Here is a 23,047-nt window from a genome sequence, read left to right as displayed (position 1 = left end):
CTGAATTTTTCATCATTTGAGGGGGCGGGTGAATTGAAAAAAACATTAGCTAGTTTGCTAGTCTTTATTTTCGCAGTTTCTTTTTTGTTGGTTTACAATCAAACCTCTCAAAATGAACTTGATCAAATGGAAAAGGCAGGAGAGGGAATTTCAAGGCAGTTTGGGATTCCTGACTATGCGAATTTTTCTTCACCGGATGAGATGTACCCGATCTTACTAGAAGCGGCCATCGAGAGCAAGGTCAATATTTTCAAAACACACATCAATTACGGCGTAGATGACGAGGTTCAAATTCACAAATACGTGCTGATGACAACCAGCACCCGGTTATTTGATTCTTTTCGATTAGAAAAGGGGAAGTTTCTGACCTCGGACGACACGCAGCAGAGTAATTCCTTCCTATCAACGGTAGATACCGGTAACCAGGATCAGGTAGGTATACTCAAAACTTTTGGTAATAACCACCTGTTCGAAATAAAACCGCTTAAGGTTGCTTATGAACATCTTCCCGTAACAGGCCAGTATTTTGTCGAAGCATCTGAAGAACGATACAATGAGTTTGTTGACCGAGTCATCAGCAAAATAATTTCTAATAAAATGGCTGACCAAGGGGCTTTGTTTACTCCTGAAGATTTTAAGGGTCAATCTTACAATTCAGGAGAAATGGAAATCAAGGAAGACTTCTTTACATACATTAGGTACTTAATTATTATCATCGTGATCATTATGCTCATCTACTATATTTTTAACGAGTCCAAGCGGATCGGCGTTATGAAAATGCACGGCCTGTCTAACTTGTATCTATGGTACATAGTCGTAGGGAGATTAATTACCATTATTTTTGTTCTAACTACAACTACCTCTGTACTTGCAGCCTTGCTAATAAAGGGCACAACTGTTCAGTTCATAGGAAGTGTTATCATTTCTCAATTGATCAGTTATATCATTGTCACTTTAATTTCATTCATCGCCTATATCTACATCTCTAGAATCAAGGTAGTCGATGTAATCAAGAACCGCAAAGAAACGAATGGCATCTTCGTTTTGAACACCCTACTCAAGACTGGATGCACGATATTTCTCATCCTGATCATCCTTTCAACCTGGAGTCAGTATAATGATTTGCATATCAAGCAGGAAAATCTGAAGAGTTGGGAGCGCAGCAAGGATTATGGTGTGTTCTATCCCGTAAAGGTTGGGAATGATTTGGAGGATTTACAGAAAGGATCACACAAAACGACTGTAACTAAAGTCACAGGACTTTACCCTCTACTCAATCGAATGGGAGCCGTATATATTCACGCGAGAGCATATGAGCAAAAATCGCTTGTTCTTAACAGGAAATTTGACGGCATACGTTCTATTTCGGTAAATCTTAATTATCTGCATGAGTTTCCTGTGTATGATATTCAAAATAATCCTGTAAAAATTTTTGAAGATACAAGTGATTTCATTTTGCTTGTACCTGAAAAATACCGTGATAATGAAAAAGATATTATGGATTACTTTAAGAAAAGCAGAAAGAGTCGTCTTGAAGCGGATGAGAACCTGTTTAAAATAAAGATTCCAGATCGCGTAAAGAATCAACAGATTACAATCGTTTGGATTGCTAATGATCAGAAAATTTTTAGCTTCAACCCTGATGTATTTCGCTTAGAAAACAATATCATTGTAGATCCGATCATTCAAGTGATCACTGAGAAAAACAGTCTTGTTGCAGATAAGGCAAACATGATGATCGGTGGTGGGGGCCGAGATCCGTTAAAGGTGAAGCTGATCAATAGAGACAGCCAGCAGACGTTAAAGGCGCTGGAGCCAGAACTCAAAAGGCTAGAACTCGATGACAACCTGACAAACCTAATAGCAGTTGACCAGTACGTTTTAGAGCAGATATACGATCTACAAAAGCAGAGGAACCAGCTTTTGCTCATAAGCTTCGGACTGATAGCGGGGTTATTAGTGCTTGTTGTGCAGAATCTGAGTGTATTCTTCAGCAAATATCAACGAAGATTTATCGTTCGCAGATTATTTGGCGCTGATTTTTTTAAAACGTACAAGGAGTATATGTGGCTTTTAACAATGACATGGGTGATTCAATTGGGTATCTGTTTCCTTATTAACAACGGGCTGGCATCTAGTTTGGTGGAGAAGGCGGGAAGTGTTTTTGCAGTGGCGTCATCCATCTACCAAGCAATCGGATCATCTGATATTAATGTGCTTGCAGTAGGGGGTGGGGTATTCTTATTTGAATTAGTAGCGTCCGTTCTTGCACTTTTCGTTATCGAGCATAAAAACAAAGTGGAAATCCTGAAGGGAGGGGTTTAAGTAGCATGAAAACGGTATGTGAACTAGTGGATGTCAGTAAACGTTATCAAGACCACTTGGTTCTTGAACATATAAATTTGAAGGTCTATGAGGGTGAAATGCTCGCCATTACTGGGAAAAGCGGGTCTGGAAAGACAACGGTTTTGAATATCATGGGATTGCTGGAAAATCCAAGTGGTGGCACTGTCAAACTGTTTGATAAGATTCCCCCGCGGATTGGTTCAGCTCAAGCAAACAGGCTTCTCAGGACAAAAATCGCTTATTTATTCCAAAATTATGCATTAATTGATGATGCAACAGTGGAATATAATCTTGAAATTCCGTTACTCTATTCAAGAAAATCAAAAAAGGAAAAGCAAAAGTTAAAAATGGATGCGCTGGAGAAGGTGGGGATGGATATACCGCTCAAGCAAAAAACATACGGCCTTTCAGGTGGAGAGCAGCAGAGGGTGGCGATTGCGAGAACCTTGTTAAAACCCTGCGACATCATCCTTGCCGATGAACCTACTGGCTCATTGGATATTGACAACAGAAACGAAATTGTTAAGCTTCTAAAGGGACTCAATAATGAAGGCAAAACAATCATTTTCGTTACACATGATCAGTATGTTGCGGAAGAGTGTGACAGAATCATAAAACTGTTGTGAGGATTAGATCTGCGTGTTTAATTAAACTTCTTGTATGCTATCCCATAATGTCCTTCCTTAAAGTGATCTTTCCCTGTCAAGTGGACAACTTAATCCCCATCTAGCCTGCCTGAGTTCGGTAATCTACCGAACTTATTTTTTTAAAATCTAGATACTTTGTTGATTATTTTGGCACCGATCCATGCTGCCTAGCTACTTGGCTTGCGTTTCAGACTTCTTGAATGAGTTGCTGTTTAAATTCGATTGAATAGTGTTGTGTTATCGTTGTATAAAAAATCCCCCTCTGTGCTCTCGATATTAGCTTCATCGGATAAGAGGGGATGACTCGAATCCAATTTCGGGGGTTAAGAAAAAGCGTATCGTTAAAAATATAATCTGGATTCATTACAGGACAAAAGACCAATGGAACTTAAACTGAATGAGTAAAAGATGCAATTGGAAAAGAAAACAACAATGCTTGATTCGTTAGACGAAAAGTATCTACATGGGGAATTGGAAGCTAACAACTCTAACAGACTTTCTAGTAAGGTACAGAAGGAAATAGTACAGATTAATTGAGATTTTAACAAAGAAAGGGAACTTGGTAGGCTCAATTTCTTGTTGCTCCGTCTATATGGTGATCGATCGAGTAATTCAAGGAGAACTAACCGATAATCCGTGCCCGGAACGATGTTGTTTCCGTTTCTTGATCCTTCATGCGTTGCGCCATGATCGAGTAGGAAATGCCGCCACAGAGCACAAATAGTAACGTCGTGTGATCGCAGCAATCCTCTCGTTCAGCCCGAACTTTTGAAAATACATCCCTATGACAGCCAACCCCCGTGCTGCATCAAGCTCAACAAGACGCCCCTTTGATTTGCCTACAGGAGGATAAACCGGACACGCAGCTGTATGACATGAAACTGATTCTAAAAAAATAGCCTCTATCTTGTCAGGATATTATCTCGAGATTTCAATAACTGAAGATGAGGTAGCAAAACAGCGACATCTGTGGAATGCGACGACGTGGAGATAAGGCACAGCTTAAGATAGAAAGATCGAAGATTTATCAGAACAACGATATTCTTAATGATCGTAAAAAGAAAGTCGTGATTGGTTGCTTCAGACTGGAGAACTGTTTCATCGGCATGCAAAATATCCGGCTTGCAGCATATGCTCACGAGTCCGCTCCGCTAGGAGAAGATAGCCATGTTTCCCCCTGTTTCTCATACCATTTTAGCTTAGCTATCATCCACTTTCTATTCTGCAGTAAATTAGCCGAACGTCGTTGTGTAATAAACGGATTACTATTCTTGTATGTATTTAACAGTATAGTAGGTTTATTGAAATTTTTAATAATATTGAAATGGAATATTCTATATGTTAAAATGTTAGAGGGTGGTAAAAATAGGGAATGATTTAGTTCCCAACACGATTTTTTGATGGTCTTTCAAACCTCCATAGAGACAAAAGAATCGTTTTCTGCTAGAGGAGTAAACGATGTTTCCAAGCTGATAGCGTTTTTTCTATCTCGATTGGATGGAAAGGGAGGAGTACTTCGATAAAATGGGTTGGTATGTACTTTTTGTTCAAGCAGGACAAGAAGACTTAGTTCGGACAATGATTTATAAGTTTTTTGTCCGGGGGAGCATTCATGCAATTGTACCTAAAAGAAAAATAATAGAACGTAGACAAGGTAAGAATTACGAAATTTGCAAAACAATTTTTCCCGGTTATGTTTTTGTGAATACTAAGATGAATGTAAAAACTTATTATAAACTTAAGAAAATACCAAGGTATTATCGTCTTCTAAATAAGTATCAAAACACTAACGAACGAGATAAAAAATTATGTGGGCTTGATATGGGAAATGTTAAAGAAGATGATTTCGAATTATTTTCAAAGATTGAAGACGAAGAAATGGATCAAGTCCTGCAACTTATAGGGAAAGACGAAGTAATTGACTTTTCCTTCTTTTATGTAGAAGATGGACGGGTTACAGTGCATGATGGTCCATTAAAAGGGAATGAAGGAATAATAAAGAAGATTGATAAACGTAAAAAAAGAGCTCGAATCGTTCTACAGATTATGGGAAATGAAAAAATGATAGATATCGGCATTGAGATGTTGACGCCATCAGACAATGGTAATTGTTAATTAGTTAAGTGATTAAAAAAATCAGAGTCGAAACCAATCGTTGCTTCGGTACGTTGGTGTAGCTTTGAGGTCATATTGCAATAGTGTAGTGTATATTTTACATATAGATGACAGGGCGAAGCTGTACCTATATTTGGATGGTAGAAAATTTGTCTTTTCATAGTAAAGTATTTTGAAATCTTAAGGAGCTTCGATAAACGTGGAGAGCAGCTATGATAGATGGGCAGTTTCGATTACTGACAGCCAAGATGATAGTTATAGAGTGTATTTATCTTTATTTCCGACAACGGGCTTGAGTCAAGCCTCAAAGGAAGTTTATTATTTGCATCCAATCGAGCGCCGTTATTTTGATCTACTTAAGTTTGACAGGCGAATTCAGAGCTATTTGTCTGGAAGAATGGCTGCCAAGCAGGCAATTTCTAAGTGTATCCGTGAGAAGCGTCTAGAATCTATCTGTATTGATCAGGGAATATTCCAGCATCCCGTTGTGGTGCATCCCCGCAAGGGAAATTATCAGGTCAGTATTACGCATTGTCACAAGCTTGCAGCATCAATAGCCCATACGGATTATATGCCAATGGGGATCGACTTAGAAAGCATAGATGAACGTCTACAGTCTATATTGGAATCACAGATGACAGATTCAGAGGTTTTGTTAGCCAATACTGTAAATTCCCATTATTCAGGGTTCTTGACTGTATTGTGGACGGTAAAAGAGGCATTATCCAAAGTTTTGCGGACTGGGATTACGGTTCCACTTCAACTGTTTGAACTTAAACGAATGGAACAGCAGAATGGCTATTTTGTCAGTCGATTTGTTAATTTTCCCCAATACGAGGCGATCTCTCTGCTATTCAAGTATGAAGTTTGCTCTATTGTTTATCCAAGACAGATGAAATTAGATATCGAACCTATCAAACAATTATTAGTTAAAGCAGGTCTGTGAAACATAAGATAAAAATACGGTAGATAGTTTACGTTTATGGTGCTAATATTCAGCACCTCTTTTTTGTAGGGTGATAAGACTTTTTTAGAAACAAGTGTTTAGCACTTGGCAACTTTAAAAGAGGTACAAAGATATGACTTATGATGTAATGGTATTGAGATTAGGGAGAAAAATAATTAATTATGTCTATATTATAGTAGATCGTTTGACCAAGCAAGCAGCAATTGTTGATCCAGCTTGGGATATGCCTGCAATTTGCAGTGTAATAGAGAAAAATAATTTGCAAATCGTGATGATTTTACTCACTCATTCCCATGAGGATCATGTTCAATTAGTAGAACCGTTAGTATCTAGATATAATTGTAAAGTTTACATATCAATACATGAGGCTCATTTTTATCAATTTCAGTGTTCCAATATGCAAGTTTTAAATGATGGAAGTAGGATATTATTGGGGGAAACTGCAATTACCTGTATTTTAACACCCGGTCATACAGTCGGGGGAGTGTGTTATTCGTTATCACACAGTTTGTTTACAGGGGATACGATCTTCATAGAAGGCTGTGGGATATGTAGTACATATGGAGGGGATCCTTACCGGATGTTTGAGAGTATGCAGAGAATTAGATCGATGATTGAACCGAATGTATTGATCTATCCAGGGCATTCTTTCGGTATATTTCCGGGTAAGCCTATGAAATATGTAATAGAAAATAATTTATATTTTCAAATTGACGACGTTGAAACTTTTGTGAGATTTCGAATGCGGCCTAATCAACCCAAAAATTATAAATATGTTTGATACTTTGAAGGAGTTAGGGAATGGATCGTAAGCCAATAATTTTTATGTTTTCAGGTCAGGGATCTCAATACAATCAAATGGGAAGACATTTGTATGAAAATGAGGCTGTTTTCCGAAAGTGGATGCATAATTTAGATGTAATCGTTCAAGATCTAGTAGGAATCTCTATTGTCCATAAATTATATCATGAAAATAAACATATAAGGGAGCCATTTGTTCGGTTGCTATATACTCATCCGGCTATTTTTATGGTGGAATATGCGTTGGCTCAAGTTTTTATAGCCAACGGAGTGGAACCTGACTATGTACTTGGAACGAGTTTGGGAGAATATACAGCTGCTTGCATTTCCGAAGTGGTAACAATAGAAGATTCAATTACATGTCTAATTAAACAAGCAAAATTAATAGAAGAGAAATGCCCTTCAGGCGGAATGACAGCTATTATGGATGAGGCGAGTCTATTCGAACAAAAGCCAATTTTGTATAACCAAAGTGAATTGGCAGCATTAAATTTTAAAAAGCATTTTGTGATTTCTGGATCGTCCGATTCACTACAACAAATTGAAAGTTATTTGGAGAATCAAAATATCTTGTTTCAAAGAATTCCTGTTAGCTTTGGTTTTCACTCACGATACATTGATCCAATTAAAGATGAATTTACTACATTTTTAAAGAAAATTGATATTCGTATGCCCAAAATCCCGATCGTTTCTTGTGTAGACGCTCAGATTCGTAATTTTTTGCCACGGGATTATTTATGGTCTGTCGTTCGCCAGCCCATTTTATTTCAAGAAGCGATTCAGACTATTGAAAGTGTGACATCAGGTAATTACTTCGACTTAGGGCCTAGCGGTACCCTTGCTCATTTTTTCAAAAAAAACACCGCATCTGGGTCGACTTCCAAGAGTATTCCAATATTGAGTGCTTTTCAATCAAATAACAATCGTTTAGAAAATGTGCTACAGGAGTACAAATCATCGAAAATCGATACCCAGAAAAGGAGAGTTGATAGCAGAATGATAGCTTACCTATTTCCAGGACAAGGTTCTCAGAAAAAAGGGATGGGGGAGGGACTGTTTGATGAATTCCGAGAAATAACAAACAAGGCAAGTGGAATATTAGGTTACTGTATCAAAGAATTGTGTTTATCTGATCCTAACAAGCAACTTAATCAAACACAATATACTCAACCAGCGCTCTACACTGTTAATGCGTTAAGTTACTTAAAAGCAATATCAGATTCGGGTAGGAAACCTGATTTTGTAGCCGGACATAGTTTAGGAGAATATAATGCTTTATTTGCAGCCGGGGTAATTGACTTTGAAACAGGTCTCCAATTGGTGAAAAAAAGAGGAGAATTGATGAGTCAGGCAACCAACGGTGGAATGGCAGCAATTCTGGGTCTTACTCAGGAAGTAATACAAAAGATACTGATCGAAAATGATTTGTCATCTATTGATATTGCTAATTTGAATGGTTTAAAGCAAATTATCATTTCTGGGCCTGTATCGGATATTGCTAAAGCACAGGGTATTTTCGAATCTTCTGGGGCAACCATGTATATTCCGCTGAATGTAAGTGGTGCCTTTCATTCACGTTACATGTTAGAAGCAAAACAGAGATTTTCAGAGTATATCGGAAATTTCAATTTTCAATCATTTAGAATCCCGGTCATTTCTAACTTTACGGCAAGACCATACCGATTGACTGAAATCAAGACCAATATAATTGAGCAAATAGTTCAGCCGGTGCGGTGGACGGAATCGATACAGTATCTTATGGGGATGGGGGTTTCGGATTTTTTAGAAATTGGTCCTGGAACGGTCTTGAGTAAATTAGTTGAAAAAATTAAAAGGGAAGTAGAGCCCTTGAAAGTTGATATCTACCAAGAAAGGCAAGTATGGAGTGAAATGAATCCAATGGCCGTTGGGATGGAAGTTGAATACAATGATGAACCAGTAAATCCTTGGCTTAGTCAGGTACAAGAAATGGAGAGGCCACCAGCAGTTGTTACGCTTAACTCTTCTAAATCCAGAGCGCAGTCATCGACAAATTCAGTTGCATTAGAGTGCTCATTTTCCAATCAGATAACAGCCGAATCTTTAGGCGACTCCGAGTTTAAAGAAGATTATAGCCTGCAATACGCTTACCTTGCCGGTGGAATGTATCATGGAATTTCTTCAAAAGAATTGGTTGTATGTATGGCGAAGCTTGGAATGATGGGTTTTTTTGGTACTGGGGGTTTGGATTTACAGCAGACCGAAGATAGTATCAGGTATATTCAATACCATATTGCTCATGGACAAGCCTACGGTGTTAACTTGGTGCATAATTTGAGAAATGCGGAACGAGAAAATAAAATGATTGATCTTCTCCTACGTATGCAAGTTAGAAATGTAGAGGCATCGGCTTTTCTAACCGTTACACCGTCTCTCGTTCGATTTCACGCTAAAGGATTAAAACGAGATTCCAATGGGAATGTGGTCACTTTACATAAGATTATAGCAAAAGTATCTCGACCGGAAGTTGCGGAAACCTTCCTAAGCCCTGCTCCGGAGCATATTCTTCAAGAACTGCTGAAAAAAAATCAAATTACACCGGAAGAAGCTGAATTATCAAGAGAAGTTCCTGTTGCTGATGATATATGCGTTGAAGCCGATTCAGCTGGTCATACCGATGGCGGAGTCGCTTATACCCTAATTCCATCCATGTCACGGTTGCGGAACGAAATGATGGAAAAGTACAAATATCATAAGCGGGTACGAATTGGCGCTGCAGGAGGAATTGGAACTCCCGAAGCAGCGATGGCCGCGTTTATGTTAGGTGCAGATTTTATCCTTACTGGTTCGATTAATCAATGTACGGTAGAGGCAGGAACAAGCGACAGGGTAAAAGATTTATTGCTGCAAATGAATGTTCAGGATACGGACTATGCTCCGGCAGGGGATAGTTTTGAAATGGGCAGTAAAGTTCAGGTGCTGAAAAAAGGGTTATTTTTCCCATCGCGGGCCAACAAATTGCACGAATTATATCGTCGATATAATTCGTTAGATGAAATAGATGAGCAAACATTAAAGCAAATTCAGGAAAAATATTTTAAGCGAAGTATCGCAGAGGTGTATCAGGAGATTAAGGCCTATTATCCAGCCCAAGAGATTGAGAAGGCTGAGCAAAATCCGAAGCATAAAATGGCTTTGGTCTTTAGATGGTATTTTGGATACGGTACACGCTTAGCTTTAAGTGGTAGTGAAGAATCCAGAGTAGATTATCAGATTCACTGCGGACCTGCTTTGGGAGCTTTTAATCAATGGGTGAAAGGTACCGAATTAGATAACTGGCGGAATCGGCACGTGGATAAGATCGGTATCAAAATCATGAAAGCAACTGCAGACTTACTCAATGATAGAATTCATTCATTTTTGCTAAATCAAACTATTTTAGGAGGAAAATATGAATAAGCAGGAGATTTTCGAGATGATTGTGCGCATTATTTGTGAGGTACTTCCGGAATTGGAGGATCATCATTTCAAATCGGAAGATCAGTTATTAGATTTAGGTGCAAACTCGGTGGATCGAGCTGAGATTGTAGTTCAAGCAATGGAAGAATTGAACTTAAATATTCCTCGTGTAGAGCTTTTTGGTGTGAAAAACATCGGGGAATTAGCAGAGGTTCTATATGAAAAATTACAGTCAGCCTGAGTTGTACATTACTGGCATCGGAGTTACTTCGACGATTGCTCAAGGGAAAGAAGGTTTTTCTTCTGCATTGCTACGAGGAGAGCATGCCTTTGGAGTTATGAAGCGTCCAGGTAGACAAAAAGAGACTTCATTTATCGGGGCTGAGATTGCATCTTTGTCTGATCCGCAAGCACTCTCTAAAAAGTTACTTCGTAAAGCCTCTTTTTCAGGTCACGTAGCGATGATCACTCTTCATGAAGCATGGATGGAGGCCAATTTGGATGCAGCAGAGCCTGCACGTATCGGATTGGTAATCGGAGGTTCCAATATCCAACAGAGAGATGTGTTGCAAACCTTTGAAACCTATAAAGATCGCTCTGTTTTTATCCCCCCTACTTATGGCATATCCTTTATGGATAGCGACTTATGCGGGTTATGTACAGAACAGTTTGGGATTCAGGGGCCAGCTTATACGGTTGGGGGGGCGTCTGCAAGTGGTCAACTAGCTGTTATTCAGGCTATCCAGGCCGTTTTGTTAGATCAGGTTGATATTTGTATTGCTATGGGGGCATTGTGTGATATTTCCTATCTGGAATGTCAGGCATTCCGTGCGTTAGGTGCTATGGGGACAGAGCGCTATGCAGAAGATCCTGCAAAGGCTTGTCGTCCCTTTGATGAGAATAGGGATGGATTTATTTATGGAGAATCATGCGGAGTAGTCGTCATAGAACGACAAAACACAGCTCTTAGCCGCAAGGTCAAGCCGTATGCAAAAGTATCAGGTTGGGCTGTACAAATGGATGGAAATCGCAATCCTAATCCTTCTTACGATGGAGAGGTTCACGTGATACAGAAGGCATTGAATAAAGCAAGATTAACACCCAAAGATATTGATTATATAAACCCGCATGGAACAGGTTCGATCGTTGGGGACGAAATAGAACTTAAGGCAATTAGAAATTGCCAACTCGATCATGCTTACATTAATGCAACAAAATCTATTACTGGTCACGGACTAAGTGCTGCGGGTACAGTTGAAATTATTTCAACAGTGCTCCAGATGAAAGAGTCTCGGCTTCACCCCACTAGAAATTTGGAAAACCCGATAGAGCCTTCATTTAATTGGGTGCGAGAGCAGTCGATTTCACACAAGATTAAACATGCACTAAGTTTAAGCATGGGATTTGGTGGTATCAATACGGCAGTTTGTTTACAAAATTTGTATTAGTGGTAAGGAGATAAACATAATGGTTTCTGTTGGAATAGAAGCGATGAATGTTTTTGGTGGGACAGCATATCTGGATGTCATGCAGTTAGCAGAGTATCGAAAATTGGACATAGGTAGATTTGAAAATCTGTTAATGAAAGAAAAATCAGTGGCATTGCCATATGAAGATCCGATCACTTTGGGGGTCAATGCAGCAAAACCAATTGTGAATTCTTTATCTGAGGAGGAGAAAAATCGGATTGAATTGGTAGTTACCTGTACGGAATCAGGGATAGATTTTAGTAAATCAATAAGTACTTATATTCATCACTACTTGGGACTTAATCGGAATTGTCGTTTATTTGAGCTTAAGCAAGCTTGCTATTCAGGAACTGCCGGACTACAGTTAGCGGTTAATTTTGTGTTGTCCCAAATCTCACCTGGAGCAAAAGCTCTTGTCGTTGCAACTGATATTTCACGCTTCTTGATCGCTGGGGGGGACATTTTGTCAGAGGAATGGTCTTACGCAGAGCCAACCGGCGGAGCGGGGGCTGTTGCTATTCTCGTTGGAGAAAATCCTAGTATGTTTCAAGTAGATGTGGGGGCTAATGGGTATTATGGTTATGAGGTAATGGATACATGCCGTCCCGTTCCTGACAGCGAGGCAGGAAATGCGGATTTGTCCCTATTGTCTTATCTGGATTGTTGTGAACAGACTTTTTTAGAGTATCAAAGAAGAGTCGTTGGTGTTGATTATCAAAAGACATTCCAATATCTCAGCTTTCATACTCCTTTCGGAGGTATGGTGAAAGGGGCGCACCGTTCAATGATGCGGAAAATCCTTAAAGCCAAGTCTGCTGAGATAGAGTCTGACTTTGAACAGCGTGTGTTACCAGGACTGAATTATTGCCAGCGTATCGGTAACATTATGGGAGCCTCTGTGCTTTTATCACTTGCCAGCACGATTGATAATGGAGATTTTGATACAGCCAAAAGAATTGGCTGTTTTTCTTATGGGTCAGGGTGCTGTTCGGAATTCTATAGTGGGGTTGTAACCTCTCAAGGTCAGGAGCATTTGCGTCGCTTTGAGATTGAAAAACAGTTGAACGAGCGTTATCACCTATCTATGGACGAATATGAGGAACTATTAAGAGAAAGCGGCATGGTCAAATTCGGTACTAGGAATGCTAAGTTGGATTTAAATTTATTTCCAGAAGCACTAAAATCAAATTTCGGAAAGCAAAGATTAGTTTTAAAAGAAATCAATGAGTACCATAGAGAGTATGAGTGGTTATGATAGACTTCCAAACGATCAAGGTACATATTAAAGAAAAGATTTGCTTCATCCAGTTTTATCGTCCTGAAGCAAATAATACTATGAATGATCGAATGATTGAGGAATTTCACCATGTTTTGAATTTATGTGAAGAAGCAGCAGTAACTGTCGTGGTTCTGGAAGGATTACCGGAAGTTTTTTGCTTGGGGGCCGATTTCGAGAGCATCCACCGAAAAATAGAAGAGAGAAGTGTTACTGGTGGGGACCCGGAACCCATATATGACCTGTGGTTAAGGTTGTCAAATGGACCGTATATAACAATTTCCCACGTACGTGGAAGAGTTAATGCCGGTGGAATAGGGTTCGTTGCAGCCAGTGATATTGTACTAGCTGATCTAACGGCTCAATTTAGTTTATCGGAATTATTATTCGGACTGTTTCCAGCTTGCGTACTGCCGTTTTTAATTCGACGTATCGGTGTTCAAAAGGCTCATTATATGACTTTGATGACTTGGCCGGTAGGTGTTCAGCAGGCTCATGCTTGGGGACTTGTTGATACATACCATACGGAGAGTGAAGTGTTGCTTGGCAAGCATTTGCGTCGTCTTAAATTACTATCTCGATTCGGGATCTCTTCATATAAACGTTATATGAACATGCTGCATCAGTCGCTTTATCAATCTAAATTGATAGCGTTATCCGCTAACAGGGAAATGTTTTCCGATTCGGCTAATCTTGAGCGGATTTATAAATTTGTAGAAACGGGTCGTTTTCCATGGGAAGACAATCACCAGTAGAAGAAATGAGTCAACCGTATAGGCAGTCTTATAAAACGAAGTATTTTGTAGGGATTATAAAGGGGAGAGAATAAGAGATGAGCGATAATCTTCAAAGTATAGTCGCTAAAGTAAACTCGTTATCTGTTGACAAGCAGCAAGCGTTGATTGCTCTCCTTAAAAAGCAGGGCATCGACATCTCGCCGTATGTCGTTATACCTAGAAGTACAACGGAAAGTGACGACGATATACAGCTCTCATTCGCACAGCAAAGACTTTGGTTTCTAGCGAAACTTGAGGATAACAGTGGCTATTATAACATTCCCCGGGCATGGAGGCTTAGTGGTAGGCTGGACAAGCAGGCCTTGTTTCGGGCACTGCAGGAAATTACGACAAGACATAGTGTGCTTAGAACACGTTTCGTTGAGCGTGAAGGAGTTCCCTATCAGTGTATAGATAGCCCAAGTCCGTTGGTCATTCAAGAAGGGGACGTGTACTCGGAGGCACATCTTCTCCGTCTATGCGAAGAGGAAGCACTGGCCCCATTTGACCTTGGTGCCGAGAGTTTGGTCCGGTTAACATTGCTCAAAAAGTCGGAGATTGAACATATACTTTTGGTCACTATGCATCACAGTATATCTGATGGTTGGTCTTTAACAGTCTTTATTAATGAAGTTAAGAGTTTATATACTTCCTATTGTGCTGGGGAGTCTTCAAAGTTAAAGCCGCTTCAGATTCAGTATTCCGACTTTGCTCGGTGGCAGCGACACTGGTTGACAGGAGATGTGAAGGAAAAGCAGCTCGGTTACTGGCGGGAACAACTAAAGGATATTAATGCCCAGTTGGTGTTACCAACAGATCGTCCAAGGCCTGCGGTCAAAACTTATAACGGTTCTCGTGAAGGATTTCTTTGCCCGCCTGAGTTGCTGGAAGACCTGCGTAAACTGAGTGATGAGCATGGTGCTACTCTCTATATGACGCTGCTCTCAGGGTTTATGATCTTGTTAAGGAGTTATACCCAGCAAACAGACCTGACTATCGGTACACCAATCGCAAACCGAGATCGATCTGAGCTTGAAAATCTAATTGGTTTATTTGTGAATACACTCGTGATTAGAAGCGATTTGTCTGGTGATCCAACGTTTGCAGAGCTTCTGGGGCGAGTCAAAATGACGGCGCTTGATGCTTTCAGTCACAAAGATATTCCGTTTGAATCGGTTGTAGACGCATTGGACTTGGAGCGCAGCAGGAGTTATTCTCCACTGTTCCAGGTGATGTTCGTATTACAAGAGTCAGTCGCGCAGTACAATGATAAATTGGTTGATTTGGCTATTTCCCAAGTTGATTATGATTTTAAAATCGCAAAGTATGATTTAACACTGGACTTGCAAGAAACAGCCAAAGGGCTAGAAGGACTTTTTGAATATAATAGTGATCTCTTTGACCGATCGACCATCAAACGGTTTGCTGATCACTATCTGAATTTGTTAAGCCAAGTGATTAAGAACCCTGAGCGAAGGCTATCGGAATATGAATATTTAAGCGAAGCAGAACGAAATCAGTTGTTAGTCGAATGGAACCCGGTTGCGAAGTATGCAACAGACATATGCCTGCATGAAATGTTTGAAAAAGAATGCAAAATATCGCCTGATCGTATTGCCTTAACATTTGAAGATGAAGAGTTAACTTATCGGCAATTAAATGAGCGGGCTAATCAGGTCGCACACTGTCTACATACTATGGGGGTTAATCCTGATGATTTGGTGGGACTATGTTTAGAGCGTTCGATTGACATGGTTGTTGCCATTCTAGGTATTTTGAAGGCTGGTGGGGCATACGTACCGATCGACCCTGCTTCTCCTGCAGAGAGAGTTCGTTATATTTTGGAGGATTCTGGTGCGGCGTTGTTGCTAACTCATTCAGAATTGGTTCCGCAGATAACAGTAAATGATAAGCTAGTTGTATGTCTCGACAATTATGATTTTAATGGGTATGATACCTCTGATATTCCGGTATCTTCCATTAGTCTTGAGCCTAAACATCTAGCTTACATAATCTACACATCAGGGTCTACAGGCAAGCCAAAAGGTGTTATGGTAGAGCACAGAAATGCTACCCGTTTGTTTAACGCTACGCAACCCGAGTTTGGCTTTACACGTGACGACGTGTGGACAATGTTTCACTCGTTTGCGTTTGACTTTTCTGTTTGGGAAATGTGGGGAGCCTTGGCCTATGGTGGAAGAATTGTTCTAGTTTCCAAGGCAACGGCGCAGTCACTGGACGATTTTTATACACTGCTCGTAAAGGAGCGGGTCACTGTCCTTAACCAAACACCAACGGTATTTGAGCAATTGATTTCAGTCGATGCCGTGAGAAGAGAGAATCTCTCACTCAGATATGTAATATTCGGTGGGGAAGCCTTAAAACCGGCCATCCTCAAACCTTGGTTTGATTGGCATGGGGACGAATCCGTTCAATTGATTAACATGTACGGCATAACGGAAACAACGGTTCATGTCACGCATCACCGATTGCGTAAACAAAATATAAATCAGAAAAGTGTCATAGGTAAGAAAATATCTGATCTAGCTCTATATGTACTAAACGAACAGTTTTTACCAGTTCCTGTTGGGATTACCGGGCGTATGTATGTCGGCGGTGCCGGGGTTACAAGAGGTTATTTGAAGCGCCCAGATTTGACGGCGCAACGCTTTATCCTCAATCCATTTGGTACTATAGATGGCGAACGGTTGTATGATACGGGAGATCTGGCGCGTTGGTTGCCAGATGGAAGCTTGGAGTTTATGGGACGAGCCGACGATCAGGTCAAAATAAGAGGTTTTAGGATTGAGTTAGGTGAAATTGAGTCACGATTATTAGAACATCCAACGGTGGATTCCTGCTGTGTGATTGCACGTGAAGATACGTCTGGCAATAAGATGCTTGTGGCTTATTTAGTATTTACCGATGGTTGTAACGAGCTTGATGGAAGCCATTTTAATGAATTGAGCAGCTTTTTAAAAACGATGCTGCCAGACTATATGGTACCGAGTGCTTATGTTAAGCTCGAAAGATTGCCAGTCACATCAAATGGTAAAGTAGATCATAAAGCTCTGCCGCAACCAAGTATTGATGTTTTTTCTTCCAGTTCATATTCTGCACCGCGTACAGAGACTGAAATCATTTTAAGTAGTATTTGGAGTGAACTTTTAGGTTTTGACGAAGATAAAATTAGTATAAATGATAATTTTTTTGCCCTAGGTGGTCATTCTCTGCTAATTACAAAATTAATTGCTAGAATCCAAGCCCATGGATTGTATTGCGATGTCCTTACAGTATTTACCGCGCCAACATTGGAAGTGCTTGCTGCATCTCTAGATAATAACAATATTTCGATGGGCTGTGAAGTGCCCGAAAATATGATTCCTTTCGGCTGTGATCACATAGCTCCTGATATGTTGCCGCTTGTTAAACTTAGTCCGGAGGAAATCGATGTTATCGTCTCTACTGTGCGCGGAGGCGCGCGTAATATTCAGGATATCTACCCATTAGTTCCGTCACAAGAGGGGATTTTGTTCCATCATTTGATGGATCCAAAGAAGGATCCTTATGTAATACCTGTACTATTCCGCATTCATTCAAAAGAACGATTGGATCAATTTATGGATGCATTGCAATATGTGATCGACCGCCATGACGCTTTACGTACTGGGGTAATTGTAAATGGTCTGGCCAAACCGGTGCAGGTGGTCCTTAGGTATGCTGCATTGCCTGTCAAGACGATTATTCTTACTTCCGAAGTTGACGCAGAGCAACAAATGCGCGACAAGATGCATGAGCCTGAAGTGATCGATATTACACATTCACCTCTATTGCGGCTCAAGGTTGCTAATGAACCAGGAACGGATGTATGGTACGGTCTATTTTATATGCATCATCTAATAGAAGATGCAACCTCATTAAAGTTGATTATTCATGAAATGCTGGCGCATTTCTCTTCCACAACGAATCAACTCGAGAGAGCTGTACCTTACAGAGACTTTGTTGCCCATACTCAGCATCAACTCGAAGCCTATAATGCTGAAGCATTTTTCCATAAAAAGCTGGGTGATGTAACCGAGACTACATCGCCATTTGGTCTATACGATGTACATGGTGATGGCAGTGATATTGCAAGTCTCAGACGTTCGCTTCCTGCTCTGCTTGCGGACGAGATACGTTCACGAGCAAAAGAGTTTGGAATAAGCCCTGCAAGCATCTTCCATGCTGCATGGGCGTTGGTAGTTGCAAAGTGCAGTGGACGTGAGGATGTTGTGTTCGGGACCGTACTATCCGGTCGACTACAAGGTGTACCAGGTGTTGAAAGAATAGTGGGGAACTTTATCAATACATTGCCGATCAGGCTCTCTCTATCCGGTAAAAGTGTTGCCGAAATGGTACATGATACAGACGCGGAACTAAAAGAGCTGATCCGATATGAACAGACATCACTAATTCTTGCCCAGAGCTGCAGTGGTGTAGGTAATGATGCTCCTTTATTTACAGCGATGTTGAATTATCGCCACTTTGAAGAAAATGTGTCTGCTCATGGTAGCGGTGATATCCATGATTTTGGGGTAGAATGGCTTGATTCTTTGGATAGAACCAATTATCCTGTCGGTCTTTCTATAGATGATCTGGGAAATGAATTCTCGTTGAATGTTCAGGTTGATCGTTCGCTAGCAACCGAGGCGGTATATTCCTATATGGAATCCGCTCTGAAGGGGATTGTTACGGCACTACATGATAGTCAGACAGCGGGCACGTATGTTCTGGATATCGAAATCATATCAGATGGTGAACGTACAATCCAGCTTATTGACTGGAATCGGACGAAAAAACCATATCCATCGGAAAGCTGTCTGCATGAGTTATTCGAGCAGCATGCGAAGACCACGCCGAACAAAATTGCAGTGGAATTCGGGGATGAGATGGTTACATACGGCCAATTAGATGCACGTGCTAATCAACTTGCTGATTATTTGCGCGAGCAAGGTGTTGGACCGGATGTTCTAGTCGGTTTATGTCTCAGAAGATCAATAGAGATGGTAGTCGCCATCTTGGGAATTCTCAAGGCTGGAGGCGCTTATGTTCCAATCGATCCAGATTATCCCGCTGAACGGATTAGCCATATAATAAGTGATTCTGGGTTTAGATTGTTGATTACTACTGAGAAATTGGCAGAACATATTCCTGTTATCGATCAACTATTAATTTATATGGATGCTGACAGTTTGGAATCTATGCTTGCTGGTCGTCCTAAAACTAGTTTGATTAGTGAAGAGCGCATCGTTACTCCCGAAAATCTTGCATACGTAATATATACATCAGGATCGACAGGTAAGCCTAAAGGGGTAATGGTTGAGCAGCGTGGCGTAGTAAGATTGGTGCGTAATCCAGATTATTTCCCGGCTGATCCTGACACAGTAATGCTACATCATATGTCCATTTCGTTTGATGTTGGTAGTCAAGAATTATTGATACCTCTCATGAACGGAGGACGTCTGGTCATTCTTCAGGGCGATGCAAAAGACATGAATCAAATCATCGATTGTATTAATCAAGCAGGTGTTACGATGCTTTCGCTGTCTGCAGCGTTTCTTCCGGCATTTGCAGAGGCTGTAAAAACACGCGCGATAGGACTAACGTACCTTGGAGTAGGGGGAGAAGCATTTTCTGCATGTGACGTGAAGTCCATCTATGATTCTCTTGAAAATATTACGATCGTCAATGCTTATGGACCAACGGAAAACTCCATCGCTTCTACTTGTTATGTGATACCAAGAGATATCCCTTTGGATGGCATTATTCCTATTGGAACGTCAATTGCTCAGACTCAGGCATATGTCGTTGATAAGAACTTGTGCCTTTTACCTCTTGGAGTCATTGGAGAGTTGTGTGTTGGCGGCGATGGCGTTGCCCGAGGATATCTGAACAATGCTGAGCTTACAAGTGAACGCTTCGTCAAAAATCCATTCAGCGATAAAGAAGCGGCGAGACTTTATCGTACGGGTGATTTGGTACGATGGAACGCTGATGGACAACTAGAGTTTAAAGGGCGGTGCGATAGTCAGGTAAAAGTGCGCGGGTATCGAATTGAGTTGGGTGAGATCGAGACAGTTCTTGGAGCTCATCCCGCTGTAAATAATGCTATCGTTTCAACGTACTCAGCAGGTGAGAATGACGTTCGACTAGTGGCGCATATTTGTCCTACAGCTGGATGTCTGGATGAGCTGTCCCAGGCGCATAACGATGAAAACCTGAAGCGTTGGACAACGGTATTTGATGATCAATATGAAGCAGTAGACCAAGCGGAAGACAATGCAGAGCAAAATTATATTGGCTGGAATAGTAGCTATACAGGTGAGCCGATTTCACAGGAGCAAATGGAAGAGTGGGTTTCCGGTACGGTTGACAGAATAAGAGATTTACATCCTAAAAAGCTGCTGGAGATAGGTTGCGGCACCGGGTTATTGTTATATCGCTACGCCCCGGTATGTGATTTTGTTCAGGCTATTGATATATCTGAGTCAGCCCTGAGAGGAATTCAAAAACAGCTTGACCGCAAGTCGTGGAAGCATGTCAGCTTGACTAGAAGCGATGCATTGAATTTAGAGCAGTTTGCCCAAGGCCGTTTCGATACGGTTGTGGTGAATTCGGTAATCCAGTATTTCCCGAATAGACTCTATCTTGAGCAAATGCTATCTAATATCATTCGGTGCATGGTACCGGGCGGGAAAATCTTTATCGGCGATGTGAGAAACCTGGATCTTTTTGATGCACATCTAATAGCTATCGAACGTTGCCAGGCTAATTCTCCAATAAAATATGAGGTATTGACAAGCAGAATTCACAGGCGGGCACAGCAAGAGACAGAGTTATTGGTCAGTCCTTCATTCTTTACTTCCTTGACAGAACTGATTCCCGAAATCGAGCGTGTAGACATACTCGTAAAAAAAGGTATCGGCGATAATGAAATGCTTAGTTACCGGTTCGATGTTGTTCTTACCACTCGAGCGGAAGCGGACAGTGGTGGATGCGAGAATGCTCCGATTGAATGGTATCCGTTTAGCAATGTTGAGAACGTATTTCGTATGCTCGAATCAAACGCCTACGATGCTTTTGGTATTCACGGGTTTGTTAACGGACGTGTACAGGAGGATGTATTGATCGCTGACAACGTATTGCACTCTGTCGCAACAGGGATGGTAACGCCTATAAAACAAAAGGGGCGCTTGTCGGAGCGTGCTCTTGAGCAAGTGGAGCAACTTGCTGATATGATTCGCTTTGCAGAAAGTCATGGTTATCGTTGTGAAGCGACTTGGTCTCAGGAGAATACGGCTCATTTGGATATTATTTTTGCAAAAGGCAATATGCCACAGGTTCAGGCCCGAAGCTCTTATGTCACTGCACGACTTACCAACTATCCGCAGATTTCATTGTTAGGACAATCTTTATCGAAGGTTTTCAAAAACCATTTGTCCGGTTTGTTGCCCGACTATATGATACCTAGCACTTATATCTTGCTCGAAACCTTACCTTTGACACCTAACGGCAAGGTTGACAAGTCGTCGTTACCTAAACCGGATGATTCGGATTACGTAAAAGCAAATTATTTGGAGCCGCGTACTGAGACAGAGAAAGTAATAGGTAAACTGTTTCAGGAATTGTTGGGTGTAGACAAAGTTGGCGTTTTTGACAATTTTTTCGATTTAGGGGGACACTCGCTAATCGTTGTCCGTCTTGTTAGTCGGGTAAAACAATTGTTAGGAAAGGATCTTCCTTTCAAAGCCATATTTGAGAATGCGACTGTGGAATTGCTTGCCAGTGCAATACAGTCACAGGAGGATTCCACGGATAATCTACCTATCGTTGCAAGAACACGGACGGAAGAGGGGGTACCTTTATCTCTTGAGCAGGATGAGCTATGGTTCCTACGCTTTGGTGACAGTTATGTGCCTAGTAACGAAAATGTACTTTCAGCATATCGCTTGATAGGGAAGGTTAATATAGAGGCTCTCGTTAAGAGTGTCAAGGAAGTTGTGCAGAGGCATGAGATGCTTCGAACTAGCTTTATTGACGTGGATGGGGAAGTGAGACAGGTCGTAAATTCCCCTTCAGTGTTCAGACCACTAATCAGTACAATTGAATCCGAATCTCAGTTTTTTGAATTGTGCTTAGAGGAAAAATCTCGAACCTTCCACCGATATGAGCCGTATTTATTCCGGTTCCATTTGGTTAAACATTCAGATGATGAATCTTTTCTAATTATTTCACGTCCTTGGGGATTGTTTGATGGTTGGTCTACAGGTGTGATGATGAAGGAACTTGAAGTACTCTATCAGAATTACTGTGAATCTCGTTCTGCTGACTTACCGTTGCCGATGGTGCAATACAGCGACTTTGTCTTATGGCAACAGACCACTGTTTCCAGAGCCCGTCTTGATGCGCAGGTAAATTACTGGCGTAAAACACTCGCTAATTATCATGGGGAATTACAAATAAATTCCGATTATGCTCGCACTGACTTTACTGGCTTGAAAGCCGCGAAAATGGAAATAACTCTGCCTTCTGAGCTTGTGACTGAACTACAAAGCTTCTGTCAGGTTCATGGAGTTACGTTATATATGGTACTCTTGTCTGCCTATTCAGTGCTCTTGAGCGGATACACAGAACAACAGGATATTTGTGTATTGTCGCCAGTTTCTAAACGTTCGACAACGGAGCTTGATCATGTCATTGGGTACTTTGTCAATGTTGTGGCGATGCGGCTTTCTATTACCAGAGACATGCGGTATACCGACCTAATTTCCCGAACGAAGAAAGTGGCCATAGAGGCATTCGCGAATAAGGATCTTCCATTCTCAAAAGTAGTGAAGATGTTAGGAGAAACCGCTAACTCGTCCTTGTTTAATGTGATGTTCAACTTGATACGATTACCTGATGCTGAACAAATATCATCAGGTCTGAAATTAGTTCCTGTAGAACTTAGTAAAGATGCTACCAACTTTGACCTGAGTTTAGTATTATATGAGACGTCTACGCTCATACAGGGTTATCTTGAATATAACGCTGACCTCTTCAGAGAAATAACCATTAAATCTATGATGGAGAGGTATCAGATTATTCTTAAGACGGCGCTACAAAACCCGAATGCAAGTGTGGCACAACTTATTTCGAAAAGTAACCTCAAATTAGGGAATCGAATATAGCGA

11 protein-coding genes and 2 pseudogenes are annotated in these 23,047 nt (G+C 40.9%); 12 read left to right on the top strand and 1 reads right to left on the bottom strand.

Going from position 1 to position 23,047, the window contains the following annotated elements; all coding sequences use genetic code 11:
* Positions 1-33: 33 nt before the first annotated feature.
* Both BrL25_RS23530 and BrL25_RS23525 read left to right on the top strand, forming a co-directional pair.
* Positions 34-2,325 carry a DUF1430 domain-containing protein gene (locus BrL25_RS23530; protein ID WP_018669847.1) on the top strand — a complete coding sequence of 764 codons (2,292 nt, stop codon included), beginning with the start codon at positions 34-36 and terminating at the stop codon, positions 2,323-2,325.
* A 5-nt stretch (positions 2,326-2,330) separates the two neighbouring features.
* The gene (locus tag BrL25_RS23525) at positions 2,331-2,972 is read left to right on the top strand and encodes an ABC transporter ATP-binding protein (RefSeq protein ID WP_018669848.1); all 642 of its coding nucleotides are present in this window, start codon (positions 2,331-2,333) and stop codon (positions 2,970-2,972) included.
* A gap of 649 nt (positions 2,973-3,621) precedes the next feature.
* On the opposite strand, the pseudogene BrL25_RS26075 reads toward BrL25_RS23525, so the two are convergent.
* Positions 3,622-3,830, bottom strand: a pseudogene (locus tag BrL25_RS26075) (hypothetical protein); the annotation flags it as partial.
* Between the two features lie 152 nt (positions 3,831-3,982).
* Here BrL25_RS26075 and BrL25_RS26070 point away from each other — a divergent pair.
* The 10 genes and pseudogenes from BrL25_RS26070 to BrL25_RS23470 form a co-directional block, all read left to right on the top strand.
* Positions 3,983-4,084 (top strand): annotated as a pseudogene (locus tag BrL25_RS26070) (RNA polymerase subunit sigma-70); the annotation flags it as partial.
* Between the two features lie 433 nt (positions 4,085-4,517).
* Entirely contained in the window at positions 4,518-5,108 is a 591-nt protein-coding gene (loaP, locus tag BrL25_RS23510; RefSeq protein ID WP_018669850.1) for an antiterminator LoaP, read from the top strand.
* 199 nt (positions 5,109-5,307) lie between these two features.
* Positions 5,308-6,054 (top strand): 4'-phosphopantetheinyl transferase family protein, encoded by a 747-nt coding sequence (locus tag BrL25_RS23505; protein ID WP_018669851.1) that lies wholly within the window; start codon positions 5,308-5,310, stop codon positions 6,052-6,054.
* 133 nt (positions 6,055-6,187) lie between these two features.
* Positions 6,188-6,856, top strand: coding sequence for an MBL fold metallo-hydrolase (locus BrL25_RS23500; RefSeq protein ID WP_018669852.1), 669 nt, complete (start codon positions 6,188-6,190; stop codon positions 6,854-6,856).
* A 20-nt stretch (positions 6,857-6,876) separates the two neighbouring features.
* Positions 6,877-10,314, top strand: coding sequence for an ACP S-malonyltransferase (gene fabD, locus BrL25_RS23495; RefSeq protein WP_018669853.1), 3,438 nt, complete (start codon positions 6,877-6,879; stop codon positions 10,312-10,314).
* The gene (locus tag BrL25_RS23490; RefSeq protein WP_018669854.1) at positions 10,307-10,555 is read left to right on the top strand and encodes an acyl carrier protein; all 249 of its coding nucleotides are present in this window, start codon (positions 10,307-10,309) and stop codon (positions 10,553-10,555) included. Before fabD ends, BrL25_RS23490 begins: the two co-directional genes overlap by 8 nt.
* Positions 10,533-11,762, top strand: a complete 1,230-nt coding sequence (locus BrL25_RS23485; protein ID WP_018669855.1) for a beta-ketoacyl synthase N-terminal-like domain-containing protein — start codon at positions 10,533-10,535, stop codon at positions 11,760-11,762. Before BrL25_RS23490 ends, BrL25_RS23485 begins: the two co-directional genes overlap by 23 nt.
* 19 nt (positions 11,763-11,781) lie before the next feature.
* Entirely contained in the window at positions 11,782-13,038 is a 1,257-nt protein-coding gene (locus tag BrL25_RS23480; protein WP_018669856.1) for a hydroxymethylglutaryl-CoA synthase family protein, read from the top strand.
* Positions 13,038-13,814: an enoyl-CoA hydratase/isomerase gene (locus BrL25_RS23475; RefSeq protein ID WP_026314992.1), complete on the top strand. Its 777-nt coding sequence runs from the start codon at positions 13,038-13,040 to the stop codon at positions 13,812-13,814. Before BrL25_RS23480 ends, BrL25_RS23475 begins: the two co-directional genes overlap by 1 nt.
* Before the next feature lie 77 nt (positions 13,815-13,891).
* Positions 13,892-23,044 carry a non-ribosomal peptide synthetase gene (locus BrL25_RS23470; RefSeq protein WP_018669858.1) on the top strand — a complete coding sequence of 3,051 codons (9,153 nt, stop codon included), beginning with the start codon at positions 13,892-13,894 and terminating at the stop codon, positions 23,042-23,044.
* Positions 23,045-23,047 lie beyond the last annotated feature (3 nt).

The sequence above is a fragment of the Brevibacillus laterosporus DSM 25 genome (genome assembly GCF_002706795.1).
Lineage (GTDB): Bacteria > Bacillota > Bacilli > Brevibacillales > Brevibacillaceae > Brevibacillus_B > Brevibacillus_B laterosporus.
This window is presented reverse-complemented; position numbering and strand designations above follow the sequence as displayed.

Bases quoted from the DNA above. Each gene is read 5' to 3' on its own strand.
- BrL25_RS23525 (WP_018669848.1), top strand. From the start codon at position 2,331: ATGAAAACGGTATGTGAACTAGTGGATGTCAGTAAACGTTATCAAGAC.
- loaP (WP_018669850.1), top strand. From the start codon at position 4,518: ATGGGTTGGTATGTACTTTTTGTTCAAGCAGGACAAGAAGACTTAGTT.
- BrL25_RS23500 (WP_018669852.1), top strand. From the start codon at position 6,188: ATGACTTATGATGTAATGGTATTGAGATTAGGGAGAAAAATAATTAAT.
- fabD (WP_018669853.1), top strand. From the start codon at position 6,877: ATGGATCGTAAGCCAATAATTTTTATGTTTTCAGGTCAGGGATCTCAA.
- BrL25_RS23490 (WP_018669854.1), top strand. From the start codon at position 10,307: ATGAATAAGCAGGAGATTTTCGAGATGATTGTGCGCATTATTTGTGAG.
- BrL25_RS23485 (WP_018669855.1), top strand. From the start codon at position 10,533: ATGAAAAATTACAGTCAGCCTGAGTTGTACATTACTGGCATCGGAGTT.
- BrL25_RS23480 (WP_018669856.1), top strand. From the start codon at position 11,782: ATGGTTTCTGTTGGAATAGAAGCGATGAATGTTTTTGGTGGGACAGCA.
- BrL25_RS23470 (WP_018669858.1), top strand. From the start codon at position 13,892: ATGAGCGATAATCTTCAAAGTATAGTCGCTAAAGTAAACTCGTTATCT.